The sequence below is a fragment of the Streptomyces geranii genome (assembly GCF_002954775.1).
Taxonomy (GTDB): domain Bacteria; phylum Actinomycetota; class Actinomycetes; order Streptomycetales; family Streptomycetaceae; genus Streptomyces; species Streptomyces geranii.
The window spans coordinates 187,731-203,005 of sequence record NZ_PJME01000004.1; the positions used below are offsets into that span (position 1 = coordinate 187,731).

A 15,275-nucleotide genomic window follows, 5' to 3' on the forward strand; every position below is an offset into this window, starting at 1 on the left:
CGGGCCCGGTCACCCGGTGTGCGGGCTCAGCCGAGGCACACCAGGCCGAGCAGACAGACCTCGGTCGGCGAGGTCGAGGCCGAGGACGACTCGGACGGCGTGGGAGACGCCGTCGACGTGTCGTCCGTCCCCGACGTGCCGGTGTTGGTGCCGGTGCTGGTGCCGTCGGTGGCCGTGGGCGTCGGCGAGGACGTCGCCTCCGTGGTGGAGTCCGTCGTATCGGTCACGGTGGGCGCAGACTGCGCCTCGACCGAGGACGTCCCCCCTGGGGTCGCCGCGGTCAGGGGAACCGTCGCGCTGTGCCGCTGGACCGCCTGGGTCGTGGGCGTCGGCCGGGGTGTGGCGGCGGACTGTTCGTGCGGGGCGTTCGCGGTCGCGGCGCCGGTGGTGAGGGGCGAGGTGCGCTCGGTCCGCCGGGTGTCGCCCGGTGCCGACGGGGTGGGCACGGAGTCCGTGGCCTCCTGCTCCGCGATGCCCATGACCTCCCGGTCCGGCGCGGTGGCCGCCTGGGTCCGGTCCGTGGACTGGCGGTTCTGCGAGGAGACGGCGATCCCGCCGCCGACCAGGGCGACCGCCGTGGCGACCAGGGCCCTGCGCTGCGTCTTCCGCCAGCGCTCCCGCTGCCGCCGCCGCGCCGCCCGGCCCGACGGCGCGGGGGACGGCGGGGCGACCGAGTCGTCCCACAGGTCGGCGGGGGCCTGCCGCGCCGCCACGACCGGTACGGCGACCGGCACGTTGGTCGGCGCCGGGGACGGCACGGTGGTCGGCACGGATGTGCCGATGGCCACGGGAGCGATGTCCGGGGCGTACGCGCCGCACCCGGGGCACGCGAGGGCGCCGTTGAGATGCCGACGACACGTGGAGCAGTAGTCCATCTGCGGTCTTCCTGTGTTCACTTTCGCACGGGCGAGCGAGCCGCTGGCAAAGCTAGCGAGGCTTTCCGAGGGGTGTGTGCAGCCTGTGTGACGCTCCTGCGCAGATGCCGGTTCACTTCTCCACCGCCGCGTCAAGAGCCCTGTTGCGGCGGACGGACGACAGGAACGAGGCCGCGATCAGGACGACGCCGACCAGGCCGGTGATGATCTCGCTGATCTCGTACCGGATGGTGACCAGCAGGATCGTGGCCAGGGCGCCGATCGCGTAGTGGGCGCCGTGCTCCAGGTAGACGTAGTCGTCGAGGGTGCCCTGGCGGACCAGGTAGACGGTGAGGGACCGGACGTACATCGCGCCGATGCCCAGGCCGAGCGCCATCCAGAAGATGTGGTTGGTGATGGCGAAGGCGCCGATCACACCGTCGAAGGAGAAGGACGCGTCCAGCACTTCGAGGTAGAGGAAGAGGAAGAAGGCCGCCTTCCCGGCGAGGGCGGCCACCGAGACCGGTCTGCCCTCGGCCCTGGCCTTCTCCTCCTCCTCGTGTTCGTGCTCCTCGTCGTCCTCCAGCCGGTCCTCGAAGTAGCCCGAGAGGCCGCCCACCACCAGATATGTGATCAGCCCGGCGACCCCGGAGAGCAGCACCGTGGCCGACTTGTCCGCGTGGCCCGTGCTGACATGGGCGTGTGTGGCGACCGTCATCGCGGAGACCATCAGCACGACGAGCGCGACACACACCGACAGCATGTCGACCTTGCCGAGCCTGGCCAGCGGACGCTCGAGCCAGCCGAGCCACTTGATGTCGCGGTCCTCGAAGACGAAGTCCAGGAAGATCATCAGCAGGAACATCCCGCCGAACGCGGCGATGGCGGGGTGGGCGTCGGTGACCAGGTCCTCGTAGCGCCCCGGGTCGTCGATGGCGAGGTCGACCGCCTCGATCGGCCCCACCTTCGCGCTGATGGCGACGATCACCACCGGGAACACCAGCCGCATGCCGAACACCGCGATCAGGATGCCGACCGTGAGGAACAGCCTCTGCCAGAAGGCGTTCATCTTCTTCAGGATCCCGGCGTTGACCACCGCGTTGTCGAAGGACAGCGAGATCTCCAGGACCGACAGGATCAGCACGATCCCGAACGCCTCCCAGCCCCACTGCCACGCGGCGAAGACCAGTCCGGCCACCGTGACGGCGAACGACCAGCCGAAGGTTCTCAACACCATGGCTACACCGCCGCCTTGACCGCGAGGACCGGGCAGTCGGTGCCCAGCAGGATCTGCTGCGCCGACGAGCCCGTGATCAGCTTGCCGACCGCGCTCCGCCGCCGCAGCCCGATCACCACGAGGGACACGTCCAGCTTCTCCGCCAGTTCGACGATCTCCTCGGCGGCGTCGCCCCCGCCCAGCACCTGACGGATGTCGAACTCGACGCCCAGCGCGGCGAGATCCTCCCGGACATGAGCCAGATCCGGCTCCTGCGCGAACCTCGGGTCCACATAGGCGTCCCCGCGTGAGGTGTTCACCACCAGCAGCTTCTCCCCGCGCCGCCGGGCCTCGTCGATCCCCGCCCGCAGCGCGGCCTCACCCTCGGGTGAGGGTACGTATCCGACCAGTACGGTCATGTCTGTTCTCCCTCCAAGGCACTCTCGCCCAGGCACACTCGGGCACTTCGCTCACGCGACGGTCGTACGAGGGCGCACGGCGAACCGCCGCACCAGCGGCCAGGCCAGCACCAGCACGATCACCGCGTACACGGCGTACGACACCGGCCCGCCCACCAGCCCCGACAGCTCGCCGCCCGACAGCTGCAGCGAGCGCCGGCCCTGCAGTTCGGCCCGCGGGCCGAGGATGACGCCGATGATCAGGGGCAGCACCGGCAGGCCGAACCGGCGCATCGCGAAGCCCAGCAGACCCAGCGTCAGCAGCAGGAACAGGTCCAGGGGCTGGGCGTTGACGGCGTAGGCGCCCATCGACGCGAAGAACAGGATTCCCGCGTAGAGGTAGGGGCGCGGTATCTGCAGCAGTTTCGCCCAGGCGGGGGCCAGCGGCAGGTTCAGCAGGAGCAGCATCAGGTTGCCGATGAACAGGCTCGCGATCAGCACCCACACCAGGCTCGCCTCCCGCTCGAACAGCAGCGGGCCGGGCTGGATCCCGTACGACTGGAAGGCCGCCAGCATGACCGCCGCCGTCGCGTTCGTCGGCAGCCCGATGGCCAGCATCGGGACCAGGGTGCCCGCCGCCGAGGCGTTGTTCGCGGCCTCGGGACCGGCCACGCCCTCGATGGCGCCCTTGCCGAACTCCTCCGGGTGCTTGGTCAGGCGTTTCTCCGTCGCGTACGACAGGAACGTCGGTATCTCGGCCCCGCCGGCCGGGAGCGCGCCGAACGGGAAGCCGAACGCCGTGCCGCGCAGCCAGGGCTTCCAGGAGCGCCGCCAGTCCTTCTTCCCCATCCACGGCCTGCCGACCGGGATGATCTCGACCGGCTTGCGGCGCAGATGCGCGGCCACCCACAGCGCCTCGCCGACGGCGAAGATCCCGACGGCGACCACCACCACGTCGATCCCGTCGGCCAGTTGGGGCACGCCCAGGGTGAGGCGCTGCTGCCCGGACACCGCGTCGATGCCGACCAGACCGATCGTCAGGCCCAGCAGCAGCGAGATCAGGCCCCGGATGCGGGACGCGCCCAGCACGGACGTCACCGCGATGAACGACAGCAGCATCAGGGCGAAGTAGTCCGGTGCGCCCAGACTGACCGCGAAGTCGACCACGAACGGGGTGACCAGCACCAGCAGCAGCGTGCCGATCGTGCCCGCCACGAAGGAGCCGATCGCGGCGGTCGCGAGGGCCTGTGCCGCCCGGCCCGCCTTGGCCATCTTGTTGCCCTCGATGGCCGTCACCACCGACGACGACTCGCCGGGGGTGTTGAGGAGGATGGAGGTGGTCGAGCCGCCGTACATCCCGCCGTAGAAGATGCCGGCGAACATGATGAACGCCTGCACCGGCTCCATGCCGTAGGTGACCGGCAGCAGCAGGGCCACCGTCATCGCCGGGCCGATGCCCGGCAGGACGCCCACCGCCGTGCCGACGAGGACGCCGATCAGGGCCAGCAGCAGGTTCATCGGGGCGATGACGTCCTCGAAGCCCTGCATCAGGTTGTTCAGGTTGTCCATCAGAGGATTCCTTGCAGGACACCGGCCGGGAGGTTCACACCGAGCCCGATCGCGAAGGCGTAGAACGTGGTGAGCGACAGCGTCACCGCGATCAGCAGATTGCGTACGTAGTGCCGGTTGCCGAGCGCGAACGCCGTGCCCCAGAAGAGCAGCGCGCCGCTGATCACCCAGCCCAGCCGCTCGATCAGCACCGCGTTCACCACGAACGCGCCGATCAGCAGCAGCACCGTGCGCCAGTCCGTGCCCTGCGACAGATCGACGTCCTCGCCGGCCTCCGGCTCACCGTGGCCGCCCCGGGCCACGTCGACCGCGTACGCCACCGCGACCAGCAGGAGCAGTACGCCCAGGATCACGGGCACCGCGCGCGGGCCCACCGGGTCGGTGCTGCTGGTGATGTGCGGGATGCCGAGGCCGTCCACGATCACCGCGACGCCCACCAGGACGAGGAACGCGCACACGCCGTACTGCGCGCGGTCCTTGCCCGGCGGCGGCGGGGCGTCCTCGACGCTCCGCTCGTCGACCCGCTGGCTCATGCCAGGCCGAGTTCGGTCAGCAGGTCGGCGACGGACTTGTCCTGCTCCTTCAGGAAGGTGGCGAAGTCGTCACCGGTGACGAAGGCATCGGTCCAGCCGCGCTTGGTCAGCTCCGCCTGCCACTGCTTCGAGTCGTGCATCGTCGTCAGGGAGTCGATCCACGTCTTCTTCTGCGCGTCGGTGATCCCGGGCGGCGCGACCATCCCGCGCCAGTTGGTGAAGACCAGATCGATCCCCGAGTCCTTGAGCGTGGGGGCGTCCTTGACGGCGTCGATGGGCTTCTCGCTGGTGACCGCGAGCACCCGCACCTGCCCTGCCTCGATCTGGTCGAGGAACTCGCCGAACCCGCTGGCCCCGAAGGCGATCTTGTTGCCCAGGATGGCGGGCAGCAGCTCACCGCCGCCGTCGTACGAGATGAAGTTGACCTGCTTCGGCTCGATGCCGACCGCCTGCGCCAGCTGCATCGGCAGCAGATGGTCGGGCCCGCCCGGCGACGAACCACCGCCCACCGCGATCTTCTTCGGATTCTTCTTCCACGCCGCGACCAGGTCGTCGATCGTCTTGTACGGGGAGTCCTTCGACACGACGATCGCACCGGCCTCCTCGATCAGCTTCGCGAGCGGAGTGGTGTCGGTCAGCGTCGCCGCCGACTTCGAGGTGTACGAGGAGCCGACGACCCCCAGCCCCATCTGCATGGCGAGCTTGCCGTTGCCCTTCTCGTTCACCAGCCGCTGGAGGCCGACGGTGCCGCCCGCGCCGGGCAGGTTGTACACCTGCGCCCCGGAGGCGACCTTGGAGTCCTGCATCACCTGGGCGACGGTCCGGGCGGTGACGTCGTAGCCGCTGCCCGGGGTGTTCGGCACCATGATCCGCAGACCGGTGACGGGTTTGCCGCCGTCGCTCGTGCTGCCCGACTCCTCCTTGTCCGCGGTGGCGCCACAGGCGCTGACGGCGAGCATCGACACGGTGGCAAGAGCTGAGAGAAGTGCGGCTCTGCGAGTTCTCATGGCTCATCTCTTTCGCTTGGGCGAGTCCGGCGCCATGATTGTGCGGCTCCCCGGAGAGCCCGTCTGCGTTGTGTGAGCATTGAAGGTTGAGTTCATAGTGGTCGTAGTGTCACGCCGTCATACGCTCGCCGGTGAGCTGCTGATACTGCAGCTCACCGGCGTGGTGCTGGTGCTGCTCGCGGTCGCCGCGGTGTCGCTCGCGCAGTCCAAGTCGACCTTCGACCGGGTCGAGGGCCGCCGGGTGACCGCCCTCGCCGAGGAGATGGCCGGAAACCCCCTGCTGCGCACCCAGCTCGTCCGTCCCGCCCCCGGCGAGACCCTCGCCCCGCTGCTGCAGACCACCCTGACCCGGTCGAACGTCACCTCCGTGACGGTCGCCGACGAACACGGCGCGATCGTCGCCTCCACCAACCCCACCCTGGTCGGAACACGGCTGCCGGTGATCGGGACCAGCGTCGCGCAGGCGCGCGGCTGGTCGGGGGAGCTGCCCGTGGACGGCGTACGCGAGCTGGTGGCCCAGGTCCCGGTGCTCAGCGCGGACGGCGGACACGTCGGTGAGCATCTCGGCACGATCATGATCGGACGGGTCTCCCCGACCGTCTGGCAGCGGCTGAGCGGCGCCTCCTCCTACCTGCTCGCCTACCTCGGCGCCGCCAGCGTGCTCGGCGTCGCCGGCTCCTGGCTGCTGGCCCGGCGCATCAAACGCCAGACCCTCGGCCTCGAACCCCGCGAGATAGCGGGCCTCGCCGAACACCGGGAGGCCATGCTGTTCGGGATCGCCGAGGGCGTCGTCGCGCTCGACCCGCACCTGCGGCTCACCCTGGTGAACGAGGTCGGCCGCAGACTCCTCGACCTCCCCGAGGACAGCGTCGGGATGAGCCTGGCCGACCTCGGCATCGAGGGCAGGCTCCACGACGTCCTGGCCGGGAACGGCGGCGGACCCGACGCCGAGCACCACGGCGAGCGGCGCGACGAGGTCGTCGTACGCGGAGGCCGGGTGCTGGTGATGAACCGGATGGACGTCACCAAGGACGGCCGCCGCCTGGGCTCGGTCACGACCCTCCGGGACCGCACCGAACTGGCCCAGCTGGAGCGCGAGTTGGGCTCCTTCCGCAGCAGCACCGAACTGCTGCGCGCCCAGGCCCACGAGTTCTCCAACCAGCTGCACACCATCTCCGGGCTCATCCAGATCGGCGAGCACGACGAGGTCGTACGGTATGTTCGCGCCCTGCGGAAACACCGCGAGTCGCTCGATCTGACCCTCACCAGCCGGGTCCGCGATCATGCCGTCGCCGCCCTGCTCACCGCGAAGTCGGCGCTGGCGGCGGAGCGTCGGGTGCAGTTGCGGATCTCCGAGCTGACCGCCCTGGACCGGCTGGAGCCGACGGACTCGGCGGACGTGGCGACGGTGGTCGGCAACCTCGTCGACAACGCCCTCGACGCAGCCGCCGCTCCGGACCACGGGGAGGACGCCTGGGTGGAGGTCGAACTGCGGCAGGACGCGTCGAGTGTGGAGATCGTGGTACGCGACTCGGGGCCGGGCGTGGCACCGGAGTTGGCGCAGGAGGTGTTCTCGCGGGGCTTCACCACCAAGGCCGCGCAGGGCGGCGACCGGGGGATCGGGCTGGCGCTCACCCGGCTGGTCTGTACCCGCAGAGGGGGCGAGGTGTCGGTGGCGAACACGCGTCCGGGGGCGGTGTTCACGGCCCGGATGTCCGTGGGGCAGCTCACCGACCGGGAGACGGAGGAGGTCCGGTGATCGACGTACTGGTGGTCGAGGACGACTTCATGGTGGCGCGGATCCACCGCGGATTCGTCGACGCCGTCGACGGCTTCCGCGTGGTCGGCTCGGCGAACTGCGGCGAGCAGGCGCTCTCGGCGGCGGCCGAACTGCAGCCCGACCTGGTGCTGCTCGACCTGTATCTGCCCGACATGTTCGGCCTCGACGTCATACCGAGACTGCGGTCCGCCGCCCAGGACTGCGACGTGCTGGTGATCAGCGCCGCCCGTGAGGCGGAGGCGGTCCGGGGCGCCGTACGCCAGGGTGTGGTCGACTACCTGCTGAAACCCTTCGACGCCGGCGACCTCAAGGACCGGCTGGAGCGCTACAGCGCCCGGCGCGGCAATCTGCACGCGGCCACGGTCAGCGGACAGGCCGACGTGGACCGGGCACTGGGGCGCACGGCGGCGCCGACGGTCACGCCGACACTGCCGAAGGGCATGAGTGTGGAGACCGCCGAACTGGTCCAGCGGGCGCTGCGCGCGGCCGACGGCACCCTGTCCGCCGCCGAGTGCGCGACCAGGGTCGGCATCTCACGCGTCAGCGCGCGCCGCTACCTCGAATACCTCAGCGTCACCGGCCGCGCGGTGGTGACCCTGCGGTACGGACAGGCGGGCCGCCCCGAGCGCCGCTACCACTGGGACGCCTGACGCGGGCCCGCTCTCGCCGCTACGGTGCCGCCGTCAGCCCTGGTCGGTCCTGGAGAGGGCCTCGGTGATCAGGCGGGTGGCGAAGTCCTGGTCGTCGGCGATCCGGTTGATCTTCTCCGCGAGCAGGACCACGGTGCCCTCCAGGGGAGTCAGTTCGGCGTCCGTCCATTCGCCGTACTGCGCCCGCCACAGGCTGGGGCTCTGACCGGTGCCCGCGGACACGATCAGGGCGGCCATGGTGGGGATGACCTCGGGACGGAAGGTCTTGGGCATCATCCGCATCGTGGCCACGAGACTCGGCACGGTGTACTCGATGAGGTCCTGGTCGTGTTCCGCGCACGCCCTCCTCAGCCACTCCATGTACATGTAGATGAGCGTGCACGCGCCGTCCACCAGGTCGTCGACCCCGTCGGGGCCCATGGACGCGACGTACTGGTCGAGCAGCTTGCGTTGTTCGGAGTTGCCGCCGGGCTTGCCGTCGTAGATGGCCTTGAGCTGGGAATCGATGGCCATGAGGGCCGCGCCCACATCTCCGGCGGGAGCGTACTTCGGGTCACAGGGCGATGACATCGGACTCCTCCTCGTACGTCGCAGCGGGTAGCGCTGCATATCTGTACGGTAGTCGCCGGGCGGGCGGGCGGTCCGGCGAATCCCGATGCGGCACCCTGCCGGGTGACCGGGTCAACGCCCCCTGCAAAGAGGCTTCTTGCCCATGGCGCGCGCGGCCGAGACCGGCTGATCGGAGCGCATCGTGAAGTCGCCGGTCATGTCAGGGTGTTGAGCCTGGTGCGGACCTCTGCGGCGTTGGGGTGGTCGAGATCGTCGAGGACGTCGAGGGCCTGCTGCCAGGTGCGGCGGACCTTGTCGGTCTCGCCGGAGGCGTGGTGGGTGTCGCCGAGGTGGGTGAGGGTGTCGGCTTCGCCGAGGCGGTCGCCCAACTCCCGGTACAGCTCCAGCGACCGGTGATAGCAGTCGACGGCCTGCCCATGCTGGCCGAGCTGGTGGTGGGCGTAGCCGTAGGTGTCCCAGGTGGCCGCTGAGATCGCGCGGTCCGAGGTCTTCGTCAGTAGGTCCAGGGCCTGTCGGCAGTAGGTGAGGGCATGCGGGTCGGCGCGTACGGCGTGGTACCAGCCCAGGCTGTTGAGGACCGTGGCCTGTCCGACGTGGTGATCGGCGGACCGGAAGTCCTCAAGGGCCTGCCAGAGGTGGTGTTCGGTGTCGTAGCGGTTCTCCAGGGAACGGGCCATGACGATCTTGTTGCGGGCGTAACCCTGACCGACGGGGTCCGAGACGCGACCGAACAGGTCGAGAGCCTGGTCGAGGTGTTGGTAGGCGTCGTCGAAGCGCAGGAGCCGGATGTGCGCGAGCGCGAGCCCGAGACGGGTGTGGGCCTGCCCGCGCTCGTCGCACGCGCGTTCGGCGGCGCTCAGGCCCGCGCGCTGAGTGGTGAGGAGGTCGTGCCAGTGGCCGCGCCGCTCAAGAAAGGTCGTCATGGCCCGGGCCAGCTGCCAGGCGTGCGTGTCGAGCCCGGCGTCCGCGGCCTGGCGCAGGGCGGCGAGCAGGACCTGGTGCTCGGCGGTGAACCACGCGAGTGCCCGGTCGTGGTCCGTGATCGGTTCGGGGCTCACGCCGGGACCGGGCCGGACCGGCGTGACGGGGGTGCGGTGCGGGTCGAGCAGCTGGTCGGCGGCGTGTGCGGCCGAGAGGTAGTGGTCGAGCACGCGGCGCACGGCCGGCTGTTGCTCGGTGTCCGGGTCGAGGGTCCTGGCCTGTTCGGTGGTGTAGGCGCGCAGGAGGTCGTGGAGGGTGTACCGGTCGGGCAGGTGCTCGGTGACGAGGTGGGCGTCGGACAGTTCGCCGAGCTGCGTACGCACCTGGTGGAGGGGCAGGCCGGTGAGACCGGCGGCGGCCGGGACGGAGATGTCGGGGCCGGGATGCAGGCCCAGCAGGGTGAACAGCCGGGCCGCGCCCGGGCCGAGCGCCCGGTGGGACCAGGAGAACACCGCGCGCGCATCCGTCATCGGGTCGTCGCTGTCGCCGGTGAACGCCGTCAGGCTCCCGTGGGCGGCGGCCAGTTCAGCGGCCAGCCGGGCGAGCGGCAGGCCGGGCCGGGTGGCGGCGCGGGCGGTGGCGATGGCCAGGGCCAGCGGCAGCCGGGCGCACCGGGTGACGATCTCCTCGACGGCGTCGGGTTCCGCCGCCACCCGATGTTCGCCGAGGCGATGGGTCACCAGGTCGTGGGCCTCGGCCGGGGAGAGCAGGTCCAGGGCGACGGGATGAGCGCCCTCGGCGGCGACCAGGCCCGTGAGCCGGTTGCGGCTGGTCACCACGGCCAGACAGCCGGCCGAGCCGGGGAGCAGGGGCCGGACCTGGGCGGGATCCCGGGCGTTGTCCAGCACCACCACGACCCGCCGCCCGGCCAGCAGACTCCGGTACAGGCCGACCCGCGCCTCGGCGTCCACCGGGACACGCTGGGCCGGCACACCCAACGCGTCCAGGAACCCCCGTACCGCCTGATCGGGTGTCATCGCGGCGCCGGACGGGTCGAAGCCGCGCAGGTTCACATACAGCTGGCCGTCGGGGAAGCGGTCGGCGACCCGGTGGGCCCAGTGCACCGCCAGCGCGGTCTTGCCGACGCCCGCCGTCCCCGACACCGCCGAGACCACCACTGCGGCCGGTCGCCCGGCCGCGGCGGCCAGGATGCCGTCGAGGCGGGCCAGTTCCTCCTGCCGTCCGCCGAACCCCCTTACGTCCAGCGGGAGTTGCGCCGGTACGACGGCCTGCCCGGTGCCTGTTGCGGAGGGCGGCCGTGGGCTGTCGGTGGCGGGGCGGGCCGACTCGCCGCGCAGGATCGCCCGGTGCACCCGCTGCACCTCGGCACCCGGGTCCGTGCCCAGCTCCTCGGCCAGCCGCTTCTGCAGGACCGTGTACCAGGTCAGGGCCTCCGCACCGCGTCCGGCGGTCTGCAGCGCCCGCATCAGCATCATGGTCAGCGGTTCGACCAGCGGATGCTCGGCGATCGCCCCGGTCAGCGAACTGATCACCCGGGCATGCTCACCGACCCGGAGTTCGGCATCGGCCCACGCCAGCACCGCCTCGATCCGCTCCTGCCGCCAGCCGTGCCGGGTGCGCTCGGCCCACCCACCGGCAAGCCCGGACAGGGGCTCACCCCGCCACAGCCCGAGCGCCCGGCGCAGTTTCGCCACCCGCTCGGCGTCCGGGCAGTCCGTGGCGCGGGCCTGTTCGACCAACCGCCGGAACAGCTGTACGTCGACACCGCCGGACGGGACATCGAGCAGATATCCGCCGGGACCCCGTCGTAACTGCGCCCTCTCGGCACCCTCGTCCGCACCCGGACCCGCGCCGGCCGTTCCGGCGCAGCTCGCCAGCGCCCGGCGGATCCGGGAGACGTGCGCGTAGAGCGAAGGGCGCACCCGGGCGGGCAACTCCTCACCCCAGACCCGGTCGATCAGCGTCTCCACCGTCACCCAGCGGCCCGCGTCGACCAGCAACGCCGCCAGCACCGTCTGCCGCTTGGCAGGCCCCACATCCACGACGGTGCCGTCCGCACTCCGTAACTCGACCGTGCCCAGCAGCAGAAACTCCGTCACACCCGTCCCCTGAGGTCGCTCTCCACGAATGGCCCGTTGGCCTGCGACCGTCCCACGGCCACCCACGCTGATCAGTGAAGCAAGGTTCGGGCAAGGTTCTCGGCCATATTCACGCCACATCGTATGGAGTGCCGGGCCGGGGGCGTCGGGGGAGTTCCCGGCCCGGCATCGACCACTGAGAAACGACCAGCAGGAAACGACCAGTGGGTGACGAACCAGTGAAAGAGGTGGAATCCATGCGGACAGTCACACAGATCGGGTGGCGTCGGCTGCGGGGCACGATGGTGTCCGTGACCGTACTCGCCGCGCTCCTGTCGGGGCTCTCGATCGGAGCCGGTCCGGCGGTGGCCTCGGCGGCGGCGCCCCAAGTCGCCGCCGCCGATCCGTGGGTCAGTGCCCGGGCGGGCGGAACCGTGCGCCACTGGGACTTCGTCCTGGACGGCGAGGGCGCCGCGGCGGCGCGCTGGTGGGTGCACACCAGGAGCGAGTGCGGTGACGCGTTCTGCACCATCCAGCGGACGGCCGATGCGTACCGGGTCTTCAGCCTGTCCCGCTGCGACACCTTCGATCTGCACAACTTCTGGGGCCTGTTCGACTCGCACAACCACGGCACGCTGACCGTGGAGTTCCTCAACCGGTCGGGACAGGAGATCGGCTGGTACACGGGAGGCATGTCCGACCCCGTGAACTGGGACCCGGTCTGGGCGGTGCGGACCTGCAACCGCTGACCGGTCGCCGCGGCCGGTGACCCGGTCCCCTCACGGTCTCACCGAGCGCTCTCCCACTCCCGAAACGCAGCCACCGCGGTAGGCAGCGTCGGAAAGATCAGATCGGTGCCGACGGACTCCGTCAGGCCGTACGCGTCCAGGTCGTGCCGCAGGTCCTGCTTCACGCGGGCCAGGGCGAACACGATGCCCCGGTGGGTCAGTTCCCGGCGGAGTTCCTCGACCGCGTCCAGGGCGGTGATGTCCACCTCCACGTTGGCCTCGGCGTTCAGGACGAACCAGTGGACCGGGGCCTCCTGTTCGTCGACCGCGGCCAGGGCGCGGTGGTGGAAGTTCTCCGCGTTGGCGAAGAAGAGAGGGGAGTCGTAGCGGTAGATCAGCAGGCCGGGGATCGTCCTGGCCTGCGGGTAGTCGTCCACGTCGTGCATGCCGGCCACGCCGGGGACGACTCCCAGGACCGCGTCGTGCGGGCGCGCGACCCGGGTCAGCAGTTCGGCCACCGACAGGCCGACGGCGACCAGCACCCCGTACAGGATGTCCAGGGCCAGCACGCCGACCAGGCAGCCGAGTGCCAGCAGCAGCTCCCGGCGGCGGAAGGACGCCAGTCGTCGGAAGCCCGCCAGGTCGATCATGCGGAGGGCGGCGTAGACGACGAGGGCGCCCAGGACGACCGACGGGGTGCGGGTCAGCAGGGGGCTGAGGAGGAGCAGGACGGCGAGGACCGCCGCCGCGGCGACCAGGGAGTACGCCGGGGAGCGGGCGCCCGCCGAGGAGGCGAGGGCGGTGCGGCTGGCGCTGCTGCTGACCGGGAAGCCGTGCACCGCGCCGGCGCCGAGGTTGGCCGCGCCCAGGGCGAGGAGTTCCTGGTTGGCGTCGAGGCCGGGGCCGTCTTCGGTGCGGTCGGCGAAGGCGCGTGCGGTGAGGATGAAGTCCGTGTAGGCGACGAGGAGGACGCCCAGGGCGGGCAGCACCAGGTGCGGCAGCTCGGTCAGGTCCGGCGCGGCCAGGCCGGGCAGGCCCGCCGGGACCTCGCCGATCACCTTGATGCCGTGCCGGTCGTCGAGGCCCAGGACGGCCACCGCTGTCGTCGCGAGGACCACGGCCAGCAGGGGGCCGGGGACGGTGGGGAAGTAGTGGGCCACGGTCAGGACGAACGCGAGCAGGAGTGCGGCGAACAGCAGCGTGGGGAGGTGGACCTGCGACAAGTGGCTGACGAAGGACCACAGTTGGGGGAAGAAGGCCGAGCCCTCGGTGCTGACGCCGGTGAGCTTGGGCAGCTGGTCCACGATCATGATCAGTGCCACGCCCGCCAGATAGCCGACCAGGACAGGGCGGGACAGCAGGTCCGCGACGAAGCCGAGCCGCACCGCCCAGGCCACCACGCACAGCAGCCCGACCGTCACCGCGAGGGTGGCGGCGAGCACGGCGTAGCGGTCCGGGTCCCCCGCCGCGAGCGGGGCGACCACCGTCGCCGTCATCAGCGCGGTCGTCGACTCGGGGCCGACCGACAGCAGACGCGAGGAGCCGAGCACCGCGTACAGCACGAGCGCGGGCAGGATCGCCCACAGCCCGGCGACCGGCGGCAGCCCGGCCACCCCCGCGTACGCCATCACCTGCGGCACGAGATACGCGGCCACCGTCACCCCGGCCAGCAGGTCGCCGCGCAGCCAGGCACGCCGGTAGCCGAGAAGGGCGCCCAGCCCGGGTGTGAGACGGCGCCACACCGGAACGGGTCTGCCCGAGCTGTGGGACATGGGCCTCCTTCTGCCGAGTGACCTCATGATCCACGGCTGGACGCACGACCGCGAGGGACCGGGCCGCACCGAGTCGCCCGTGCGCGCGCGTCAGCGGCTCAACAGGCCCTCGCGGCCGGACCGTTCGGCCGACGGATTCGCGCCGCCCGCCGGGAAATTGAGATGTGCCCGCCCCTGGTGGCCCCTATGGTGCCGTCCATGCAGACGACGCAGGCCTGGCGGCCTCTCTCGCTCGACGACGCCCCGGCCCTCGCCGAACTGTTCGCGGCCGTGGAGGCCGCCGACGCCACCGAGGAGCACTACGACGCCGAGGACCTCGCGGAGGACCTGGGCGACCCGCTCCTGGAGCCGGCCCACGACTCGGTCGGCGTGTGGTCCGGCGGCGAACTCATCGGCTACGCCAAGACGTTGGCGATGCCCGACGCGACCGATGTGCACCGGGTGTACGTGGAGGGCGCGGTCCGGCCCGACGCACGCGGCCGGGGCGTCGGCACCGACCTGGTGAACTGGCAGGTGACCAGGGCGACGCAACTCCACCGCGAGCGCTTCCCCGACCTGCCCGGCGAGGCGCACATCCCGCTGCACGCCCCGAACACCGCCAAACGCCACCTGTACCAGCAGGCAGGCTTCGAGGCCCGCCGCTGGTACTTCGACATGCGCCGCCCGCTGGACGGCGACATCGCCCCGGCGACGGCCCCGTCCGGCGGCCTGCGCGTCGTCCCCTTCACCGAGGCCTACGACGAGGCGACCCGGCTGGCCCACAACGAGGCGTTCCGCGAGCACTGGGGCCACACCCCCGACAGCCCGGAGCGCTGGCGGCACGGGAGCACCGGCGCCCGCTCCTTCCGGCCGGGACTGTCGTTCCTGGCACTGGACGGTGACGAGGTCGCCGGTTACGTGATGAGCCACGAGTACGAGGCCGAGACCGCGATGACCGGCGTCCGCGAATGCTGGATCCACCGGCTCGGCACCCGCCCGGCCTGGCGCGGCACCGGCGTGGCCACCGCACTGCTCACCACCGCCCTGCGGACCGCCCACGACCAGGGCTGCCGCAGCGCGGGCCTGAGCGTCGACACCGCCAACGCCACCGGCGCCCTGAGCCTGTACGAGCGGTGCGGCTTCCGCACCGGCCACACCTGGATCGGGTACGTACGACCCCTCTAGCCCCCGCGACAGCC

Annotated in this window: 13 protein-coding genes; 4 read left to right on the forward strand and 9 right to left on the reverse strand. The window is 71.3% G+C overall.

Features of this window, described 5'->3' with window-relative positions; translation table 11 throughout:
* Nucleotides 1-26: 26 nt before the first annotated feature.
* The 6 genes from CW359_RS07880 to CW359_RS07905 form a co-directional block, all read right to left on the reverse strand.
* Nucleotides 27-896 carry an SCO2400 family protein gene (locus CW359_RS07880; protein ID WP_157968508.1) on the reverse strand — a complete coding sequence of 290 codons (870 nt, stop codon included), beginning with the start codon at nucleotides 894-896 and terminating at the stop codon, nucleotides 27-29.
* 91 nt (nucleotides 897-987) lie between these two features.
* Nucleotides 988-2,091, reverse strand: a complete 1,104-nt coding sequence (locus CW359_RS07885; RefSeq protein ID WP_105969052.1) for a DUF475 domain-containing protein — start codon at nucleotides 2,089-2,091, stop codon at nucleotides 988-990.
* A 2-nt stretch (nucleotides 2,092-2,093) separates the two neighbouring features.
* On the reverse strand, nucleotides 2,094-2,489 hold the full coding sequence (locus CW359_RS07890; protein WP_105969053.1) for a universal stress protein: 396 nt from the start codon (nucleotides 2,487-2,489) through the stop codon (nucleotides 2,094-2,096).
* 51 nt (nucleotides 2,490-2,540) lie between these two features.
* Nucleotides 2,541-4,037 (reverse strand): tripartite tricarboxylate transporter permease, encoded by a 1,497-nt coding sequence (locus CW359_RS07895; RefSeq protein WP_105969054.1) that lies wholly within the window; start codon nucleotides 4,035-4,037, stop codon nucleotides 2,541-2,543.
* A complete protein-coding gene (locus CW359_RS07900; RefSeq protein ID WP_105969055.1) occupies nucleotides 4,037-4,570 on the reverse strand; it encodes a tripartite tricarboxylate transporter TctB family protein in 534 nt (177 codons plus the stop codon). The genes CW359_RS07895 and CW359_RS07900 overlap by 1 nt, the downstream gene beginning before the upstream one ends.
* Nucleotides 4,567-5,577, reverse strand: a complete 1,011-nt coding sequence (locus tag CW359_RS07905; RefSeq protein ID WP_105969056.1) for a Bug family tripartite tricarboxylate transporter substrate binding protein — start codon at nucleotides 5,575-5,577, stop codon at nucleotides 4,567-4,569. The genes CW359_RS07900 and CW359_RS07905 overlap by 4 nt, the downstream gene beginning before the upstream one ends.
* Before the next feature lie 97 nt (nucleotides 5,578-5,674).
* On the opposite strand from CW359_RS07905, the gene CW359_RS07910 reads away from it, so the two are divergent.
* Together CW359_RS07910 and CW359_RS07915 are read left to right on the forward strand one after the other, a co-directional pair.
* Nucleotides 5,675-7,336 carry a sensor histidine kinase gene (locus CW359_RS07910; protein WP_105969057.1) on the forward strand — a complete coding sequence of 554 codons (1,662 nt, stop codon included), beginning with the start codon at nucleotides 5,675-5,677 and terminating at the stop codon, nucleotides 7,334-7,336.
* A complete protein-coding gene (locus CW359_RS07915) occupies nucleotides 7,333-8,007 on the forward strand; it encodes a response regulator (protein ID WP_105969058.1) in 675 nt (224 codons plus the stop codon). Before CW359_RS07910 ends, CW359_RS07915 begins: the two co-directional genes overlap by 4 nt.
* 33 nt (nucleotides 8,008-8,040) lie before the next feature.
* On the opposite strand, the gene CW359_RS07920 is transcribed toward CW359_RS07915, so the two are convergent.
* Both CW359_RS07920 and CW359_RS07925 read right to left on the reverse strand, forming a co-directional pair.
* Complete coding sequence (locus CW359_RS07920; protein ID WP_105969059.1) at nucleotides 8,041-8,577, reverse strand: hypothetical protein; 537 nt, start codon at nucleotides 8,575-8,577, stop codon at nucleotides 8,041-8,043.
* A 194-nt stretch (nucleotides 8,578-8,771) separates the two neighbouring features.
* Nucleotides 8,772-11,618, reverse strand: a complete 2,847-nt coding sequence (locus tag CW359_RS07925; protein ID WP_232838281.1) for an AfsR/SARP family transcriptional regulator — start codon at nucleotides 11,616-11,618, stop codon at nucleotides 8,772-8,774.
* A 236-nt stretch (nucleotides 11,619-11,854) separates the two neighbouring features.
* Between CW359_RS07925 and CW359_RS07930 the strand changes: the two genes are divergently transcribed.
* Entirely contained in the window at nucleotides 11,855-12,346 is a 492-nt protein-coding gene (locus tag CW359_RS07930) for a hypothetical protein (RefSeq protein ID WP_157968509.1), read from the forward strand.
* A gap of 38 nt (nucleotides 12,347-12,384) precedes the next feature.
* Here CW359_RS07930 and CW359_RS07935 read toward each other — a convergent pair whose 3' ends face one another.
* The gene (locus CW359_RS07935; RefSeq protein ID WP_105969062.1) at nucleotides 12,385-14,097 is read right to left on the reverse strand and encodes a SulP family inorganic anion transporter; all 1,713 of its coding nucleotides are present in this window, start codon (nucleotides 14,095-14,097) and stop codon (nucleotides 12,385-12,387) included.
* Between the two features lie 198 nt (nucleotides 14,098-14,295).
* Between CW359_RS07935 and CW359_RS07940 the strand changes: the two genes are divergently transcribed.
* Nucleotides 14,296-15,261, forward strand: a complete 966-nt coding sequence (locus tag CW359_RS07940; RefSeq protein WP_198655129.1) for a GNAT family N-acetyltransferase — start codon at nucleotides 14,296-14,298, stop codon at nucleotides 15,259-15,261.
* Nucleotides 15,262-15,275 lie beyond the last annotated feature (14 nt).

Coding starts and splice junctions, on each gene's coding strand:
- CW359_RS07885 (WP_105969052.1), bottom strand. CDS start 2,091: ATGGTGTTGAGAACCTTCGGCTGGTCGTTCGCCGTCACGGTGGCCGGA.
- CW359_RS07890 (WP_105969053.1), bottom strand. CDS start 2,489: ATGACCGTACTGGTCGGATACGTACCCTCACCCGAGGGTGAGGCCGCG.
- CW359_RS07895 (WP_105969054.1), bottom strand. CDS start 4,037: ATGGACAACCTGAACAACCTGATGCAGGGCTTCGAGGACGTCATCGCC.
- CW359_RS07900 (WP_105969055.1), bottom strand. CDS start 4,570: ATGAGCCAGCGGGTCGACGAGCGGAGCGTCGAGGACGCCCCGCCGCCG.
- CW359_RS07905 (WP_105969056.1), bottom strand. CDS start 5,577: ATGAGAACTCGCAGAGCCGCACTTCTCTCAGCTCTTGCCACCGTGTCG.
- CW359_RS07920 (WP_105969059.1), bottom strand. CDS start 8,577: ATGTCATCGCCCTGTGACCCGAAGTACGCTCCCGCCGGAGATGTGGGC.
- CW359_RS07930 (WP_157968509.1), top strand. CDS start 11,855: ATGCGGACAGTCACACAGATCGGGTGGCGTCGGCTGCGGGGCACGATG.
- CW359_RS07935 (WP_105969062.1), bottom strand. CDS start 14,097: ATGTCCCACAGCTCGGGCAGACCCGTTCCGGTGTGGCGCCGTCTCACA.
- CW359_RS07940 (WP_198655129.1), top strand. CDS start 14,296: ATGCAGACGACGCAGGCCTGGCGGCCTCTCTCGCTCGACGACGCCCCG.